The following is a 14930-nucleotide window of genomic DNA, read 5'->3' as shown; positions in this document are numbered from 1 at the left end:
CCTGTATGGCTCATGGCGCCGAAGCCTTGCGTTTCTGCATGCGCTCCTGCACACGTTGGCGAATGGTTTCGCTGACCCGGTCGCTCAGTTGCAGGCTGGTCAGCAGTGCCGGGATATCCTCCTCCAGATTGACGTTGAGGTTGACCGGGCGCCCCTTCTCCAGGTCCGGGTTGCTGCCCTGCAAGCGCAGGCCGAGCAACAGCTTGCCGTTCTCATGATAATCGACGCTGCTTTGCAGGACGTCGTAGTGGAAATCGTCGAGGGCATCGGCGACCAGCTTCATCCCCGGGTTGCTGCGCCCCAGCGCCTCGATCTTCGCCGAGCGGAAGCGCAGGTAGCCGGGCTCGCGGGCCTTGACCTGGCCGCCGGAGACGCTGGGCTTCCAGCGGTTCAGCATCAGCGGCAGCTCGCCGTCCAGGGCGCCTTCGCCGGCCAGGCCCTCCGCCGGATAGACCCGGAAAATCTCGCCGAGTTGTATGCCCTGGATACGCAAGGCGAACTTCTGCTCAGCCTGACCCAGGCGGATGCTCCCCGCGGGGACCGAGGCCTGCCCGCCGAACAGGCCGCTCTGCAACGTCTGCCAGCTCAAACGGCCGCTGCCCGGCGCGGAAAGCGGGGCCTCATAGCGCCCGCGGAAACTCACCGGCCCCAGCGGCAGGCCGGGATTGGCCTCGGCCAGGCTCAGGCCGGGGCTGTCCAGGCTCAACTGACCGCCACGCAGGCGCAAGGCCAGGCTGCCGCCCAGCCCCTTCAGCTCGCTGCGGTCGTAGATACCGTCGAGGCCTTTCAGGGTCAGGTCCAGGTCGAGGGACGAGGCGCCCGCCGCATCGAGCTTCCAGCCGGCCGCGGCGGTCGCTCGCCCATTGCCCAGTTCGAGCAGCCCCGGCCAGTCGGTGAGGGTCGCGGCCAGCGGATTGCCGGTACGGAAGAACACCTCGGCCAGCCTGGCGGAGAGCGCCAGGGGCGTCTTCGCGTCGCGCTGCAGCTGGATGTCCGCCGCCAACCCCGCGCCGTTGCTCAGCCGTCCCTTCAGGCTGGTGCGCTCGAGGGTGGTGTCGAGCGGCCCCTCGAAGGTCCAGGCCAACGGTTTGAGGTTGGCCTGGCGGAGTTGTCCGACCTGCGCCTGCAGCGGCCCGGCGAAATGCAGCGCCAGCGGCTGGTAGGCCAGTTCGAGAGCGGCCCCGGCGAGGTCGAGGCGGGGCTGGCCAAGGTGCAGCGTCGACGGCTCGGCCAGGGACGCCGCCTGCAACCGCGCGCCCCTGCCGAAGGAGAGGTTGGCGCGCTGCCCGTCCAGCCGGCCCTCCAGGGGAATCTCCGCGACCAGTCGCTCGGCTTTCCAGCCCAGGTATTGCAGGCGCGGCGCGTCCACCTGCAAGCGACCCTCCACCAGCCTGGCGGCCCACGGCGAGATGCCCAGCAGGTCGAGCCGCGTCTCCAGCTTCAGCGTACTCGCGCCCTCGCTGGTGAACGCCAGGCGCAACGCGGTGACGCTATCGGCATCGCGCTCCAGCGGCTCGCTGTGCAAGCCCAGCGCGCTCGGCCGCAACTCGGCCGGCAGCGCCTGCAACCACTCGCCGTGCAACTGGCTCAGGCGCAAGTCGCTGCGCAGCTGGCGTGGCAACCAGGCGCCCTCGTCTCCATCCAGTTGGACTTGCAGTTCGCCCTGTACATTACCCAGACCGGGCAGCGGCCAGGCTTGCGGAGCCTGCACCAGCAGCGCCGCCGAGCCACCGCCGTCGAGCACCCGGCGCGGCTCCAGCCAGTCGCTGCCAGGCGCCAGGCGGATCGTCCAGTCCGCTTGCAGACGCAGGGCTTGCGGTGCGTCGGGCAGGCGCTGGGCTTCCGGCAACCAGCGATTGAGCCAGACCACCAGGCCACGGGTGTCCGGCAGGCCGGGCGCCTCCAGGCGCCCCTGCCAGAGGCCGTCGCCATCGGACGGCGCGAGCTGGCTGTCCAGCGTCAGTAGCGCCTGCCGGTCGAGTTGCGCGCGCGTCCGCAGGCGCCAACCGGTAGGCTCCTCGAAGAGCTGGGCGTCGAGCTGGGCCTGCTGCGCCTCCTGTTGCAGGCGCAGTTGCGCAGCCAGCGGAAACAGCGCTCCCGACGGGCGGCCGATGTCCAGTCCGCCGTCCTGCTCGCAGCGGCCGGCGGGACAAGGCAGGTCGAGATGGAAGCGTTCGAGGTGGATCTGTTCCGGCAGCCAGGCGAGGGTCTCGCGCAGGGACGTCCAGTCCAGCGCAGCGGAGTCGTCGTCGGAACTCGCGGCAGCCGGTTGCCAGGCGAGCGCCACTTGCTCCACGCGCAGGCCGGGTAGACGCGGACGCCAACCCGACAGCCCGGGCCAGCGCAGCAGCGCGTGTTCCACGTCCAGTCGCAGGCTGGCGCCATCCGCGCCGCGCCGCTCCAGCGCCAGCCGTCGCAGCCCGATGCCTTCGGCGGACAGGCCCAGGCCTTGCCACTCCAGGCGCTCGACACCCTGCTCGCGCAACAGGCTGCGCCAGGCATGCCAGCCGTAGCCGAACGCCAGCAGCAACAGCACTGCAAATACCAGCAGCAACGTCGTCCTTCTGCGCAAACGCATGTCCTACCTCTGTCCGTTGCCGACCCGGCCAAGGGTGGCGGGGCCCTCGTGCAAGATCAAGGCGTTTTCCCTGGCCAGTGTTTTTCCCTGCTTTCGACGTTATATTGGCGGAAAATTTCCGGATTTTCCGAGCCAGACGGGGAGCCTCCATCCATGCGTACCCAGCATCAGAGCAAGCGCGAGCTGGACAAGATCGACCGCAACATCCTCCGCATCCTGCAGGAGGAAGGTCGCATTTCCTTCACCGAGCTGGGCGAACGCGTCGGCCTCTCGACCACACCCTGCACCGAACGCGTGCGCCGCCTGGAGCGCGAAGGCCTGATCATGGGCTATCACGCCCGGCTCAATCCGCAGCATCTGAAGGCCAGCCTGCTGGTGTTCGTCGAGATCAGCCTGGACTACAAGTCCGGCGATACCTTCGAAGAGTTTCGCCGGGCGGTGCTCAAGCTGCCCCATGTGCTGGAATGCCACCTGGTGTCCGGCCACTTCGACTACCTGGTGAAGGCTCGCATCTCGGAAATGGCGTCCTACCGCAAGCTGCTCGGCGACATCCTGCTGAAACTGCCGCACGTACGCGAGTCGAAGAGCTATATCGTCATGGAAGAGGTCAAGGAGTCGCTCGACCTACCGGTTCCGGATTGACCCATGACGCGCTCCGGGAGTCCGCCAGGACTCCCGGCATAGACGGGAAACACCGTCTTTTCTGTACACGATCCCCGCAACACCTCGCAGTTTTTTCCTTTTTCGCCCTTGGCGAGCGCCTCGACTGACGTTTATGCTCCGTCAAATTTTCCACACATAATAATCAGGATTTCACACATGAACGCCCGCGTTCACCAGCCGGTGCATACCGCCCAACACGCCCCCTCCTACTACGCCGCCACGCTCAACCGACGCATCGAGTGCCCTCCCCTGGCCGGCGAAGAACAGGCCGACGTGTGCGTCGTCGGCGGCGGCTTCTCGGGAGTGAACACGGCGTTGGAACTGGCCCAGCGCGGCTTCTCCGTGGTCCTGCTGGAAGCGCACCGGATCGGCTGGGGCGCCAGTGGACGCAATGGCGGCCAGTTGATCCGCGGCGTCGGCCATGACGTCGAGCAGTTCCTCCCGGTGATCGGCGCCGACGGCGTGAAGGCACTCAAGCTGATGGGCCTGGAGGCGGTGGAGATCGTCCGTCGCCGGGTCGAGCAGTACGCCATCGACTGCGATCTGCGCTGGGGCTACTGCGACCTGGCGAACAAGCCCGGCGACTACCAGGGCTTCCGCGAGGACATGGAGGAACTCCAGGCCCTCGGCTATCGCCACGAGATGCGCCTGGTGCCGGCCGCGGAGATGCGCAGCGTGGTCGGCTCCGATCGCTACGTCGGCGGCCTGGTGGACATGGGCTCTGGCCACCTGCACCCGCTCAACCTGGTCCTCGGCGAAGCCGCCGCTGCCCAGTCGCTGGGCGTCCGCCTGTTCGAGCGCTCGCCGGTGACGCGGATCGACTACGGCACGGAAGTCCAGGTGCATACCGCCACCGGCAAAGTGCGGGCGAAGACCCTGGTGCTGGGCTGCAACGCCTACATGAACGACCTCAACCCGCTGCTCGGCGGCAAGGTACTGCCGGCCGGCAGCTACGTGATCGCCACCGAACCGCTGGACGAGAAACTGGCCCGCCAACTGCTGCCGCAGAACATGGCGGTGTGCGACCAGCGCGTGGCCCTCGACTACTACCGGCTCTCCGCCGACAACCGCCTGCTGTTCGGTGGCGCCTGCCATTATTCCGGCCGCGACCCCAGCGACATCGCCGCCTACATGCGGCCGAAGATGCTGGAGGTATTCCCGCAACTGGCGAACGTCCGCATCGACTACCAATGGGGCGGCATGATCGGCATCGGCGCCAATCGCCTGCCACAGATCGGCCGCCTGCCGGGGCAGCCCAACGTGTACTTCGCCCAGGCCTATTCCGGACACGGGGTGAACGCCACGCACCTCGCCGGGCAGTTGCTCGCCGAAGCCATCGGCGGCCAGCAGAGCGACGGCTTCGACCTGTTCGCCAAGGTGCCGCACATCACCTTCCCCGGCGGCAAGCTGCTGCGCTCGCCACTGCTGGCGCTGGGCATGGCCTGGTACCGGCTGAAGGAAAAACTCGGTAGCTGAGCCCATCCGAGGCTCGGTGGATTCTGAAAAAATCAGGCGGGGCATCGCTCTTCCGAGGAAAACTCCTAGAATTCGCACGACCGGGATGAGCCGGTCGTTCGAGTTTCCACGGGAGATATCCTTGCTTCGCCGATTCCTCCTGCTGGCCCTCCTGGCCCTCTCCGGCTGCGCCAGCACTCCTCCGCCGCAACCGTCGTCGGCACTGCCCGCCGAGGGTACCTGGCTGGCCAGGCAGGCCGAAATCCAGGGACGCGACCACCCCGGCCAGTCCGGCTTCCACCTGCTGGGCGCCAGCGAGGATGCCTTCGTCGCCCGCGCGGCGCTGATTCGCGCAGCCCAGCGCAGCCTCGACATCCAGTACTACATCGTCCACGACGGACTGACCACGCGCGCCCTCGCCTACGAGTTGCTCAAGGCAGCCGACCGTGGCGTGCGGGTACGCATCCTCATCGACGACACCACCAGCGATGGCTGGGACTACGAGATCGGTGTGCTCTCCGCCCATCCGAACATCCAGGTGCGCCTGTTCAACCCGTTGCACCTGGGCCGCGCCACCGGCATCACGCGAGGCGTCGGCCGTCTGTTCAACCTGTCCCAGCAGCACCGGCGCATGCACAACAAGCTGTGGCTGGCCGACGGCACGGCGGCCATCGTCGGCGGACGCAACCTCGGCGACGAGTATTTCAACGCCAAGCCGGAGATGAACTTCACCGACCTCGACCTGCTCGGCGTCGGCCCCATCGCCAACCAGCTCTCGCACAGCTTCGACCAGTACTGGAACAGCGCCATCAGCCGGCCGATCGAGGATTTCCTCTGGCGCGCGCCCTATCCCGGCGAACTGGAGTCGGCCCGACGCAAGTTGCAGCGCTACCTGCGCAAGGAGTCGGTGAAGGAGTCCGGCTACATCCGCCACCTGTTCGACCGCGGCGACCAGCCACGCCTGGGCAACTGGCTGGAGAATCTCACCTGGGCCCGCGCCGAGGCGATCTGGGATGCGCCGCTGAAGGTATTGAGCCGCGGCGAGCCCGACCCGCACCTATTGCTCAGTCCGCACCTGGCGGGCCTGTTCAAGGGCGTGCAGAAGGAACTGATCCTGGTCTCGGCGTATTTCGTTCCGGCCAAGGACGGTCTCAACTACCTCACCGGCAAGGCCGACAGCGGCGTCCGCGTGCGCCTGCTGACCAACTCCCTGGAAGCCACCGACGTGCCCGCCGTGCATGCCGGCTACGCGCCCTATCGGATGGCGCTGCTTGAGCATGGCGTTAAGCTCTACGAGCTGCGCGCCAATCCCGACCAGCCGCTGAGCGGCGCGCCCTGGCGCCTGCACGGATCGAGCAGCGCCAGCCTGCACAGCAAGGCGATGGTCTTCGACCGGCGCAAGGTATTCATCGGTTCGTTCAACTTCGATCCGCGCTCGATCCTGTGGAACACCGAAGTCGGGGTCATCGTCGACAGTCCGCTGCTGGCCGAGCAGGTCCGCCAACTGGCGCTGGAGGGCATGGCGCCGAGCGTCAGCTACCAGGTGCGCATCGACCGCAGCGGTAGCCGGCCGAAGCTGGTCTGGATCGACGAACGCGACGGCCGGACCCAGGTCCTGCGCCACGAGCCGGGTAGCCTGTGGCGACGCCTGAACGCCTGGGTCGCGGGAATGATCGGACTGGAAAAGATGCTCTGAGGGTCACTCGGAGGCTTCCAGGCCGGTCGCCTCGTCGTCCGCCGGAATCGCCCCGCGCAGCCGCACCAGCACCACGAAGCCCGCCGCGCCGAGCGCCATCATCAACGGCAGGGCGTGACCGCTGATCCACTGGCTGGCGGCGCCGGTGGCCAGCGGGCCGAGCAGGCAGCCGATGCCCCATAGCTGCGCGACATGGGCATTGGCCCGGACCAGGGCATCGTCTCGGTAGCGCTCGCCGATCAGGATCAGCGCCAGGGTGAACAACCCGCCGGCGCTGGCCCCGAACAGCACCAGCAGCGGCCAGATCAACGACGTCTGCAGCAGCAGGGGAATCGCCAGGCTGCTCAGCAGCAGCACCAGGCCGCAGCCGCCGAACAGGCCGCTGCGCGAGACCCGGTCGGCGAGCCAGCCGATCGGCAGCTGCAACAATGCATCGCCCACCACCACGGTACTGACCATGGCCAGCGCCACCGCTTGCGGAAAGCCCTGGCGCAACCCGTATACCGGCAGCAGGGTGAGGATCATCGCCTCGAAGGCAGCGAACAACACCACCGCCCAGGCGATCGCCGGCAGGCCCCGGCAGAAGGCCCACAAACCGCGCCCGGAGGCACTGTGCGGATCGACCCTGGGCGCACCGCCGCGGCCCAGCAGCAGCAACGAGCCAGCAATCAGCAGGCAGACGCCGAACCAGAAGCCACGGTCGTCGGCGGTACCGATGAAGGTCAGCAGTACCGGCCCGGACAGTTGGCTGAGGGCGTAGCCGGTGCCATACAGCGCGACCAGCCGGCCACGCCACTTCTCCACCGCCAACTGGTTGATCCAGCTTTCCCCGAGGATGAACACCACGGTGAGCTGCACGCCGATCAGCAGGCGCAGCAACAGCCATACCGGGTAGCTCTGCAGCAGCGCCAGCAGGCCGACGGAGGCTGCCCCGGTGAGCAGGCACAACTGCATCAGCCGCGGCGTGCCGACGCGCGCGGCGAGGCGCCCGGCGATCATCGCGCCGAGCAGCACGCCCACTGCCGGCGTGCTGGCCATCACGCCGATGGCGAAACTGCCGTAGCCCCAGCTCTCCAGGCGCAACGAGACCAGCGGCATGGTCAGGCCAAGGGCGAGGCCGATGCTGATGACTGCGGAACAGACGGCGAAATAGCTTCCCCAACGCATTGCGATTCTCCCGTTGGCACCCCGGAAGCCTTGCCGGGGCGAGCGGATATATCCGGCGCACGAAGCACAGCGGCCGGGCTTCCAGAAGGAAACCCGGCCGCGGGTGTGGCTCGAGAGAGCCGGCCCGGAAGGGCCGACCTAGGCGATCAGAGCTTGATCCAGGTCGCCTTCAGCTCGGTGTACTTGTCGAAGGCGTGCAGCGACTTGTCGCGACCGTTGCCCGACTGCTTGAAGCCGCCGAACGGAGCGGTCATGTCGCCGCCGTCGTACTGGTTGACCCAGACGCTGCCGGCGCGCAGGGCCTTGGCAGTCAGGTGCGCCTTGGACAGGTTGCTGGTCCAGACCGCCGCCGCCAGCCCATAGGGCGTGTCGTTGGCGATGCGCACGGCTTCCTCGGCATCCTCGAACTCGATCACCGAGAGCACCGGGCCGAAGATTTCCTCGCGGGCGATCTTCATCGCATTGGTCACGCCGTCGAAGATGGTCGGCTCGACGTAGGTGCCACCGGTTTCTTCCAGGGTCCGCTTGCCGCCGGCGACCAGCTTGGCGCCGTCGTTGTGACCGGCCTCGATGTAGGACAGCACGGTGTTCATCTGCTGGGTGTCCACCAGCGCGCCGACGTTGGTTTCCGGATCCAGCGGGTTGCCCGGTTTCCAGCCCTTGAGGGCCTCGATCACCAGGGGCAGGAACTTGTCCTTGATGGAGCGCTCCACCAGCAGGCGCGAACCGGCGGTGCAGACTTCGCCCTGGTTGAAGGCGATGGCGCCGGCAGCGGCTTCGGCGGCGGCCTTCAGGTCCGGGGCGTCGGCGAAGACGATGTTCGGGCTCTTGCCGCCGGCCTCCAGCCAGACGCGCTTCATGTTCGACTCGCCGGCATAGACCATCAGTTGCTTGGCGATCTTGGTCGAACCGGTGAACACCAGGGTGTCGACATCCATGTGCAATGCCAGCGCCTTGCCTACCGTGTGGCCATAGCCCGGCAGCACGTTGAACACGCCTTTCGGAATGCCGGCCTCGACGGCCAGCTGGGCGATGCGGATGGCGGTCAGCGGCGACTTCTCGGAGGGCTTGAGGATCACCGAGTTGCCGGTGGCCAGGGCCGGACCGAGTTTCCAGCAGGACATCAGCAGCGGGAAGTTCCACGGCACGATGGCGGCGACCACGCCGACCGGCTCACGGGTCACCAGGCCCAGCTCGGCATGGGGAGTGGCGGCGACTTCGTCATAGATCTTGTCGATCGCCTCGGCGCTCCAGCGCAGGCTGTTGGCGGCGCTGGCGACGTCGATGTGCAGCGAGTCGCTGATCGGCTTGCCCATGTCCAGGGTTTCCAGCAGGGCCAGCTCCTCGGCGTTCTCCAGCAGCAGATCGGCGAAGCGGATCATCGTCTGCTTGCGCTTGGCCGGCGCCAGGCGCGACCAGGCGCCGGAATCGAAGGCATTGCGGGCGACCTTGACCGCCTGCTCGGCATCGGCCAGGTCGCAACTGGCGACCTTGGCCAGGAAGCGGCCATCCACCGGGCTCAGGCAATCGAAGGTCTCGCCGGAGGCGGCGTTGCTGTATTCGCCGTTGACGAAGGCACGGCCTTCGATCTTCAGGTCTTTGGCGCGGGCTTCCCAGTCGGCGCGGGTCAGGGTGGTCATGACAACGTGTCCTCTTATTGGTGTTCTGGGCGCCTGGGAGACAGGCGCGCTGTCAGATTCTGCAAGGCGGGCGCGCAGCCCGTGGTGTCCGCCACCCTAAACCAGAGCAGCGTCTGTTTTCAATATATTTGACAGGAACCCCTCTAACTCCCTTGTCACGTTCATTATTTTAAACATAGACTCGCCCGGACTAGCGTCTTCATCCCTCGCGTGCAACCTGGGTGGCCCTATGACAATGAATAACGAGCCGCAGTCGAGCAGCCTCGACAACTTCTGGATGCCCTTCACCGCCAACCGCCAGTTCAAGGCGCGGCCGCGCCTGCTGGAAAGCGCCGAAGGCATCCACTATATCGCCCAGGGCGGGCGCCGCATCCTCGACGGCACCGCCGGCCTCTGGTGCTGCAATGCCGGCCACGGCCGGCGCGAGATCAGCGAAGCGGTGGCCCGGCAGATCGCCACCCTCGACTACGCCCCGCCGTTCCAGATGGGTCACCCGCTGCCGTTCGAACTCGCCGCGCGGCTGGCGGAAATCGCCCCGCCGGGCCTGAACAAAGTATTCTTCACCAACTCCGGCTCGGAATCGGCGGACACCGCGCTGAAGATCGCCCTTGCCTACCAGCGCGCCATCGGCCAGGGCACCCGCACCCGCCTGATCGGCCGCGAACTGGGCTACCACGGGGTCGGCTTCGGCGGCCTGTCGGTAGGCGGTATGGTCAACAACCGCAAGGCCTTCTCCGCCAACCTGCTGCCGGGGATCGACCACCTGCCGCACACCCTGGACGTCGCCCGCAACGCCTTCACCGTCGGCCTGCCCGAGCATGGCGTGGAAAAGGCCGAGGAGCTGGAACGCCTGGTGACCCTGCACGGCGCCGAGAATATCGCCGCGGTGATCGTCGAGCCGATGTCCGGCTCGGCCGGCGTGGTGCTGCCGCCCAAGGGCTACCTTCAGCGGCTGCGCGAGATAACCCGCAAGCATGGCATCCTGCTGATCTTCGACGAAGTGATCACCGGTTTCGGCCGCGTCGGCGAAGCCTTCGCCGCGCAGCGCTGGGGCGTCGTCCCGGACCTGCTGACCTGCGCCAAGGGGCTGACCAACGGCAGCATCCCGATGGGCGCCGTATTCGTCGACGAGAAGATCCACGCTGCCTTCATGCAAGGCCCGCAGGGCGCCATCGAGTTCTTCCACGGCTATACCTATTCCGGCCATCCGGTAGCCTGCGCCGCCGCCCTGGCGACCCTGGACATCTACCGTCGCGACGACCTGTTCCAGCGGGCCGTCGAACTGGAAGGCTACTGGCAGGACGCGCTGTTCAGCCTGCGCGACCTGCCCAACGTGGTCGACATCCGCGCCATCGGCCTGGTTGGCGGCGTGCAACTGGCGCCGCACGCGGACGGCCCCGGCAAGCGCGGCTACGACGTCTTCGAGCGCTGCTTCTGGGAGCACGACCTGATGGTCCGGGTGACCGGCGACATCATCGCCATGTCGCCGCCGCTGATCATCGACAAGCCCCACATCGACCAGATCGTCGAGCGCTTGGCCCAGGCCATCCGCGCCAGCGTCTGATCCAGGCGGGCGGCTGGCGCCGCCCTGCCCCCAACTGGCCAGAACCACAAGAACCGAGAGTCAGCATGAACATCGAACAGATCGTCGACTTCGCCCAGGCCAACAGCGCCCCGGAGCACTACAGCCCGGCGCCGGAGAAAATCCTCAAGGGCGACCCGAAACAGAGCGTGCGCAACCACTATGGCAGCCCCTGCGGGCAGTTCAACGCCGGTATCTGGGAAGGCGCCGTGGGCCAGTGGACGGTGAACTACACCGAACACGAGTACTGCGAGATCATCCAGGGCGTCTCGGTGCTGCGCGACCGGCACGGCAACGCCAAGACCGTGCGCGCCGGCGACCGCTTCGTGATCCCTGCCGGCTTCCAGGGCACCTGGGAAGTGCTCGAAGCCTGTCGCAAGGTGTATGTGATCTTCGAAGCCAAGGCCTGAGCCCCGGCTGCATCCAGAATGCTTGTTACCCTTGCCCGCCACCTGGCGGGCTTTTTTGTGCGCGGCCCGGGGTTCGTACGCCGGAAATGAAAAAGCCCGCCAGGGGCGGGCTTTTCGCAAGGTGCCGGATCAATTACTTGATCTTGGCTTCCTTGTAGATCACGTGCTGACGAACAACCGGATCGTACTTCTTGATCTCGATCTTCTCAGGCTTGGTACGCTTGTTCTTGTCGGTGGTGTAGAAGTGGCCGGTACCGGCGCTGGACACCAGACGAATCAATTCACGCATGATTCAGCTCCTTAGAATTTTTCGCCGCGGGCACGCAGGTCAGCCAGGACGGCCTCGATGCCACGCTTGTCGATGATACGCATGCCCTTGGCGGAAACGCGCAGACGTACGAAGCGCTTCTCGGACTCGACCCAGAAACGGTGGTGCTGCAGGTTCGGCAGGAAACGGCGGCGGGTTTTGTTGTGTGCGTGGGAAATGTTATTCCCGGTAACCGGACCCTTACCGGTTACTTGACAGACTCTAGACATGCCTCAGCCCTCTATAACCTCATGCCCAACCCGGCATGGGTTGGCTGCTTTAACTCAAGTTCGATACTCAGTTTCACCGGGGTCTTACCCGCTGCATCCCGACGAAGGAGAGCGTGGCCCCAGAAAAGAGCGCAGCTTTATATCAGAAAGGCGCCCCGCGCCGCAAGGGTGAAGACCATGGCGCAGCCGCGGCCCGCCTCACTGCGGGCTTCGCACCGCGGCCGTTCGTCGCCTTGCCTCGTTGTCGCTGCCCGCCGCATGGTCTAGGGTAGCGATTCAAGGTCGCCAACGGCCTTGCATGACTGCGCCCAACCGCTGCGGATGGGCATGTTAACCGTTCGAATGGAGCCCGTCATGCGCCTCGCCGCTTTCTCCCTGTTCCTCGCCCCCCTGCTGCTCGCCCAGCCCGCCGCCGCTGCCGCCTTGAGCGTGTGCACCGAAGCCAGCCCCGAGGGCTTCGACGTGGTCCAGTACAACTCGCTGACCACCACCAACGCCTCGGCCGATGTGCTGATGAATCGCCTGGTCGAGTTCGACGCCGGCAAGGGGACGGTGGTGCCCTCGCTGGCCGAGCGCTGGTCGGTGTCCGACGACGGCCTGAGCTATCGCTTCGACCTGCGCCAGGGTGTGCACTTCCACAGCACCGCCTACTTCAAGCCGAGCCGTACGCTCGACGCCGACGACGTGGTGTTCAGCTTCCAGCGCATGCTCGATCCGGCCAATCCCTGGCACAAGGTGGCGCAGAACGGCTTCCCGCACGCCCAGTCGATGCAACTGCCGGAGCTGATCAAGCGGGTGGAGAAAAACGGCGACCACCAGGTGCTGTTCGTTCTCGACCACCCCGACGCGACCTTCCTGCCGATGCTGAGCATGGGCTTCGCCTCCATCTATTCGGCGGAATACGCCGACCAGTTGATGAAGGCCGGAACCCCGGAAAAGCTCAACGCCGAGCCGATCGGCAGCGGCCCGTTCGTGTTCAAGCGCTTCCAGAAGGACGCGGTGGTGCGCTACGCCGCCAACCCCGAGTACTTCGCCGGCAAGCCGGCGGTCGACGCGCTGATCTTCGCCATCACCCCGGACGCCAACGTGCGCCTGCAGAAGTTGCGCCGCGGCGAATGCCAGATCGCCCTGTCGCCGAAGCCGCTGGACGTGGAGAGCGCGCGCAAGGACGCCAGCCTGAAGGTCGAGCAGACGCCGGCCTTCATGACCGCCTTCGTCGCTCTCAATACCCAGCATCCGCCGCTGGACGATCCCAAGGTGCGCCAGGCGATCAACCTGGCCTTCGACCGCACCAGCTACCTGCAGGCGGTATTCGAAGGCAGCGCCAGTGCCGCCACCGGCATCTATCCGCCGAACACCTGGAGCTATGCCAGGGATATTCCCGCCTACCCGCACGCTCCCGAACAGGCGCGCAAGCTGCTGGCCGGCAAGCAGCTTCCCGAGCTGAACATCTGGACCCGCCCGTCCGGCAGCCTGCTCAACCCCAACCCGAGCCTCGGCGCCCAACTGCTCCAGGCCGACCTGGCGGAGGCCGGGATCAAGGCCAACATCCGCGTCATCGAATGGGGCGAGTTGATCCGTCGCGCCAAGAACGGCGAACACGACCTGCTGTTCATGGGTTGGGCAGGCGACAACGGCGATCCGGACAACTTCCTCACTCCGCAATTCAGCTGCGCCAGCGTCAAGTCGGGGCTCAACTTCGCGCGCTATTGCGACCCCGGCCTGGACAAGCTGATTGCCGACGGCAAGGCCGCCAGCAGCCAGGAACAACGCACCGGCCTGTACCACCAGGCGCAGAAACTGATCCACGAACAGGCGCTCTGGCTGCCCCTGGCCCACCCGACCGCCTTCGCCCTGACCCGCCAGGAGGTGCAGGGCTACCAGGTCAATCCGTTCGGTCGCCAGGATTTCTCTCGGGTCGCCGTGAAACGCTGAAGGCCACGCCCGGGAGAACCCAGCGATGGATCTCGACCGTCTCTACCTGCCGCATTGGCAGTTCAGCGAACACCACCAGCGGCTGATCGACGCGCCGGCCGCAGCGGTACTCGACGCGGTGGAAGACCTGCTGCGCTTCGACGACCCGCTGGTGCGCGCCTTCCTCGTCCTGCGCGAAGCGCCGGGAAGGCTGGCCGGCCTGCTGGGCCGGCGCAACGACCTGGCCGGCCGCCCACGCTTCGGCCTGCATGAGTTCACCCGCCTGGAGCGCCGCGCCGACCAGGCCATCGCCTACGGCCTGGTCGGCCGCTTCTGGCGCGCCGACTTCGCCCTGGAACGCATCGCGGACGGCGAGCATTTCCGCTGCTACGACCAGCCCGGAGTGGCCAAGCTCGTGCTGTGTTTCCGTTGCACGCCCAGCGCCAGCGGTACCCTGCTGCACACGGAAACCCGGGTGTTCTGCCCCGATCGCGCCAGCCGCCTGCGCTTCACCCCCTACTGGTTGGCGATCCGCCCGGTCAGCGGGCTGATCCGCCGGCGCCTGCTGGCGGGCATCGAGCGGCGCCTGGGCTGAGCCCTTCGTCGAACGCTCACAGCCAACCGTATTCGGCCAGCGACAGCGGCTCGCCGTCGCCGATGATGAAGTGGTCGAGCACCCGCACGTCGATGAGCGCCAAGGCTTCCTTGAGGCGCGCAGTGAGCTGGCGGTCGGCGAGACTCGGACGGGCGTCGCCGGAGGGGTGGTTATGGGTCAGGATCAGCGCCGCCGCGTTGTGCGCCAGGGTGCGCTTGACCACCTGGCGCGGGTAGACGCTGGCGCCATCGATGCTGCCCTGGAACAGCACCTCGAACGCCAGGACCCGGTGCCTCGTGTCGAGGAACAGGCAGGCGAACACCTCGTGCTGCTCGTGGCGCAGGCGCGCCTTGAGATAGTCGCGCACCGCCTGCGGGCTCTCCAGTATCGAATCGCGACGCAGGCGCTCGGCCAGGTGGCGCCGGCCCATCTCCAGCACGGCCTGCAATTGTGCATACTTGGCCACGCCGAGCCCGAGATGGCCGCAGAACGAGGCGAGGTCCGCCTCGAGCAGGGCACGCAGCCCGCCGAACTCGCTCAACAGCCGCCGCGACAGCTCGACCGCACTACAACCGGTCACTCCCGTGCGCAGGAAGATCGCCAACAGCTCGGCATCGGAAAGGGCCGCCGCGCCCTGCTCCAGAAGCTTCTCCCGAGGCCGTTCGGCTTCGGGCCAATCGCGGATGCTCATTC

The 14930-nt window shown here is 66.9% G+C and carries 13 protein-coding genes; 7 read left to right on the top strand and 6 right to left on the bottom strand.

From position 1 onward, the window contains the following. Window positions 1-10: 10 nt before the first annotated feature. Window positions 11-2578 carry an intermembrane phospholipid transport YdbH family protein gene (locus HMPREF1224_RS28760; protein ID WP_010793646.1) on the bottom strand — a complete coding sequence of 856 codons (2568 nt, stop codon included), beginning with the start codon at window positions 2576-2578 and terminating at the stop codon, window positions 11-13. A gap of 153 nt (window positions 2579-2731) precedes the next feature. On the opposite strand from HMPREF1224_RS28760, the gene dadR reads away from it, so the two are divergent. The 3 genes from dadR to HMPREF1224_RS28745 all read left to right on the top strand — a co-directional run bounded on the left by dadR (window position 2732) and on the right by HMPREF1224_RS28745 (window position 6392). Then, window positions 2732-3220, top strand: coding sequence for a transcriptional regulator DadR (gene dadR, locus HMPREF1224_RS28755; protein WP_003096535.1), 489 nt, complete (start codon window positions 2732-2734; stop codon window positions 3218-3220). Window positions 3221-3397: 177 nt separating this feature from the next. Beyond that, window positions 3398-4717, top strand: coding sequence for an NAD(P)/FAD-dependent oxidoreductase (locus HMPREF1224_RS28750; RefSeq protein WP_003098280.1), 1320 nt, complete (start codon window positions 3398-3400; stop codon window positions 4715-4717). An 85-nt stretch (window positions 4718-4802) separates the two neighbouring features. Further along, on the top strand, window positions 4803-6392 hold the full coding sequence (locus tag HMPREF1224_RS28745) for a phospholipase D family protein (protein ID WP_044262343.1): 1590 nt from the start codon (window positions 4803-4805) through the stop codon (window positions 6390-6392). Between the two features lie 3 nt (window positions 6393-6395). On the opposite strand, the gene HMPREF1224_RS28740 is transcribed toward HMPREF1224_RS28745, so the two are convergent. Then, window positions 6396-7559: an MFS transporter gene (locus HMPREF1224_RS28740; protein WP_010793644.1), complete on the bottom strand. Its 1164-nt coding sequence runs from the start codon at window positions 7557-7559 to the stop codon at window positions 6396-6398. 146 nt (window positions 7560-7705) lie between these two features. Beyond that, a complete protein-coding gene (locus HMPREF1224_RS28735) occupies window positions 7706-9199 on the bottom strand; it encodes an aldehyde dehydrogenase (protein ID WP_003098285.1) in 1494 nt (497 codons plus the stop codon). 229 nt (window positions 9200-9428) lie between these two features. Here HMPREF1224_RS28735 and HMPREF1224_RS28730 point away from each other — a divergent pair, with 229 nt between their 5' ends. Both HMPREF1224_RS28730 and HMPREF1224_RS28725 read left to right on the top strand, forming a co-directional pair. Beyond that, window positions 9429-10763, top strand: coding sequence for an omega-aminotransferase AptA (locus tag HMPREF1224_RS28730; RefSeq protein WP_010793643.1), 1335 nt, complete (start codon window positions 9429-9431; stop codon window positions 10761-10763). Between the two features lie 65 nt (window positions 10764-10828). Then, window positions 10829-11191 carry a cupin domain-containing protein gene (locus HMPREF1224_RS28725; protein WP_003096551.1) on the top strand — a complete coding sequence of 121 codons (363 nt, stop codon included), beginning with the start codon at window positions 10829-10831 and terminating at the stop codon, window positions 11189-11191. A gap of 133 nt (window positions 11192-11324) precedes the next feature. Here the strand turns inward: HMPREF1224_RS28725 and rpmG are convergent, their stop codons facing one another. Beyond that, window positions 11325-11480 (bottom strand): 50S ribosomal protein L33, encoded by a 156-nt coding sequence (gene rpmG, locus HMPREF1224_RS28720; RefSeq protein ID WP_003096555.1) that lies wholly within the window; start codon window positions 11478-11480, stop codon window positions 11325-11327. Window positions 11481-11491: 11 nt separating this feature from the next. Beyond that, window positions 11492-11728, bottom strand: coding sequence for a 50S ribosomal protein L28 (rpmB, locus tag HMPREF1224_RS28715; RefSeq protein ID WP_003096556.1), 237 nt, complete (start codon window positions 11726-11728; stop codon window positions 11492-11494). A 354-nt stretch (window positions 11729-12082) separates the two neighbouring features. On the opposite strand from rpmB, the gene HMPREF1224_RS28710 reads away from it, so the two are divergent. Both HMPREF1224_RS28710 and HMPREF1224_RS28705 read left to right on the top strand, forming a co-directional pair. Continuing rightward, a complete protein-coding gene (locus HMPREF1224_RS28710; protein ID WP_010793642.1) occupies window positions 12083-13663 on the top strand; it encodes an ABC transporter substrate-binding protein in 1581 nt (526 codons plus the stop codon). 25 nt (window positions 13664-13688) lie between these two features. After that, window positions 13689-14237, top strand: coding sequence for a hypothetical protein (locus HMPREF1224_RS28705; RefSeq protein ID WP_003098290.1), 549 nt, complete (start codon window positions 13689-13691; stop codon window positions 14235-14237). A 16-nt stretch (window positions 14238-14253) separates the two neighbouring features. Here HMPREF1224_RS28705 and radC read toward each other — a convergent pair whose 3' ends face one another. Continuing rightward, entirely contained in the window at window positions 14254-14928 is a 675-nt protein-coding gene (gene radC / locus HMPREF1224_RS28700) for a RadC family protein (protein ID WP_003096559.1), read from the bottom strand. Window positions 14929-14930 lie beyond the last annotated feature (2 nt).

Origin of the sequence: Pseudomonas sp. P179 (assembly GCF_000478485.2) — a bacterium.
In the GTDB taxonomy this organism is placed as follows: Bacteria; Pseudomonadota; Gammaproteobacteria; order Pseudomonadales; family Pseudomonadaceae; genus Pseudomonas; species Pseudomonas aeruginosa.
This window is presented reverse-complemented; position numbering and strand designations above follow the sequence as displayed.

What these genes read in the sequence shown, in the direction of transcription:
- HMPREF1224_RS28760 (WP_010793646.1), bottom strand. Translation starts at nt 2,578, where the DNA reads ATGCGTTTGCGCAGAAGGACGACGTTGCTGCTGGTATTTGCAGTGCTG.
- dadR (WP_003096535.1), top strand. Translation starts at nt 2,732, where the DNA reads ATGCGTACCCAGCATCAGAGCAAGCGCGAGCTGGACAAGATCGACCGC.
- HMPREF1224_RS28750 (WP_003098280.1), top strand. Translation starts at nt 3,398, where the DNA reads ATGAACGCCCGCGTTCACCAGCCGGTGCATACCGCCCAACACGCCCCC.
- HMPREF1224_RS28745 (WP_044262343.1), top strand. Translation starts at nt 4,803, where the DNA reads ATGAGCCGGTCGTTCGAGTTTCCACGGGAGATATCCTTGCTTCGCCGA.
- HMPREF1224_RS28740 (WP_010793644.1), bottom strand. Translation starts at nt 7,559, where the DNA reads ATGCGTTGGGGAAGCTATTTCGCCGTCTGTTCCGCAGTCATCAGCATC.
- HMPREF1224_RS28735 (WP_003098285.1), bottom strand. Translation starts at nt 9,199, where the DNA reads ATGACCACCCTGACCCGCGCCGACTGGGAAGCCCGCGCCAAAGACCTG.
- HMPREF1224_RS28730 (WP_010793643.1), top strand. Translation starts at nt 9,429, where the DNA reads ATGACAATGAATAACGAGCCGCAGTCGAGCAGCCTCGACAACTTCTGG.
- HMPREF1224_RS28725 (WP_003096551.1), top strand. Translation starts at nt 10,829, where the DNA reads ATGAACATCGAACAGATCGTCGACTTCGCCCAGGCCAACAGCGCCCCG.
- rpmG (WP_003096555.1), bottom strand. Translation starts at nt 11,480, where the DNA reads ATGCGTGAATTGATTCGTCTGGTGTCCAGCGCCGGTACCGGCCACTTC.
- rpmB (WP_003096556.1), bottom strand. Translation starts at nt 11,728, where the DNA reads ATGTCTAGAGTCTGTCAAGTAACCGGTAAGGGTCCGGTTACCGGGAAT.
- HMPREF1224_RS28710 (WP_010793642.1), top strand. Translation starts at nt 12,083, where the DNA reads ATGCGCCTCGCCGCTTTCTCCCTGTTCCTCGCCCCCCTGCTGCTCGCC.
- HMPREF1224_RS28705 (WP_003098290.1), top strand. Translation starts at nt 13,689, where the DNA reads ATGGATCTCGACCGTCTCTACCTGCCGCATTGGCAGTTCAGCGAACAC.
- radC (WP_003096559.1), bottom strand. Translation starts at nt 14,928, where the DNA reads ATGAGCATCCGCGATTGGCCCGAAGCCGAACGGCCTCGGGAGAAGCTT.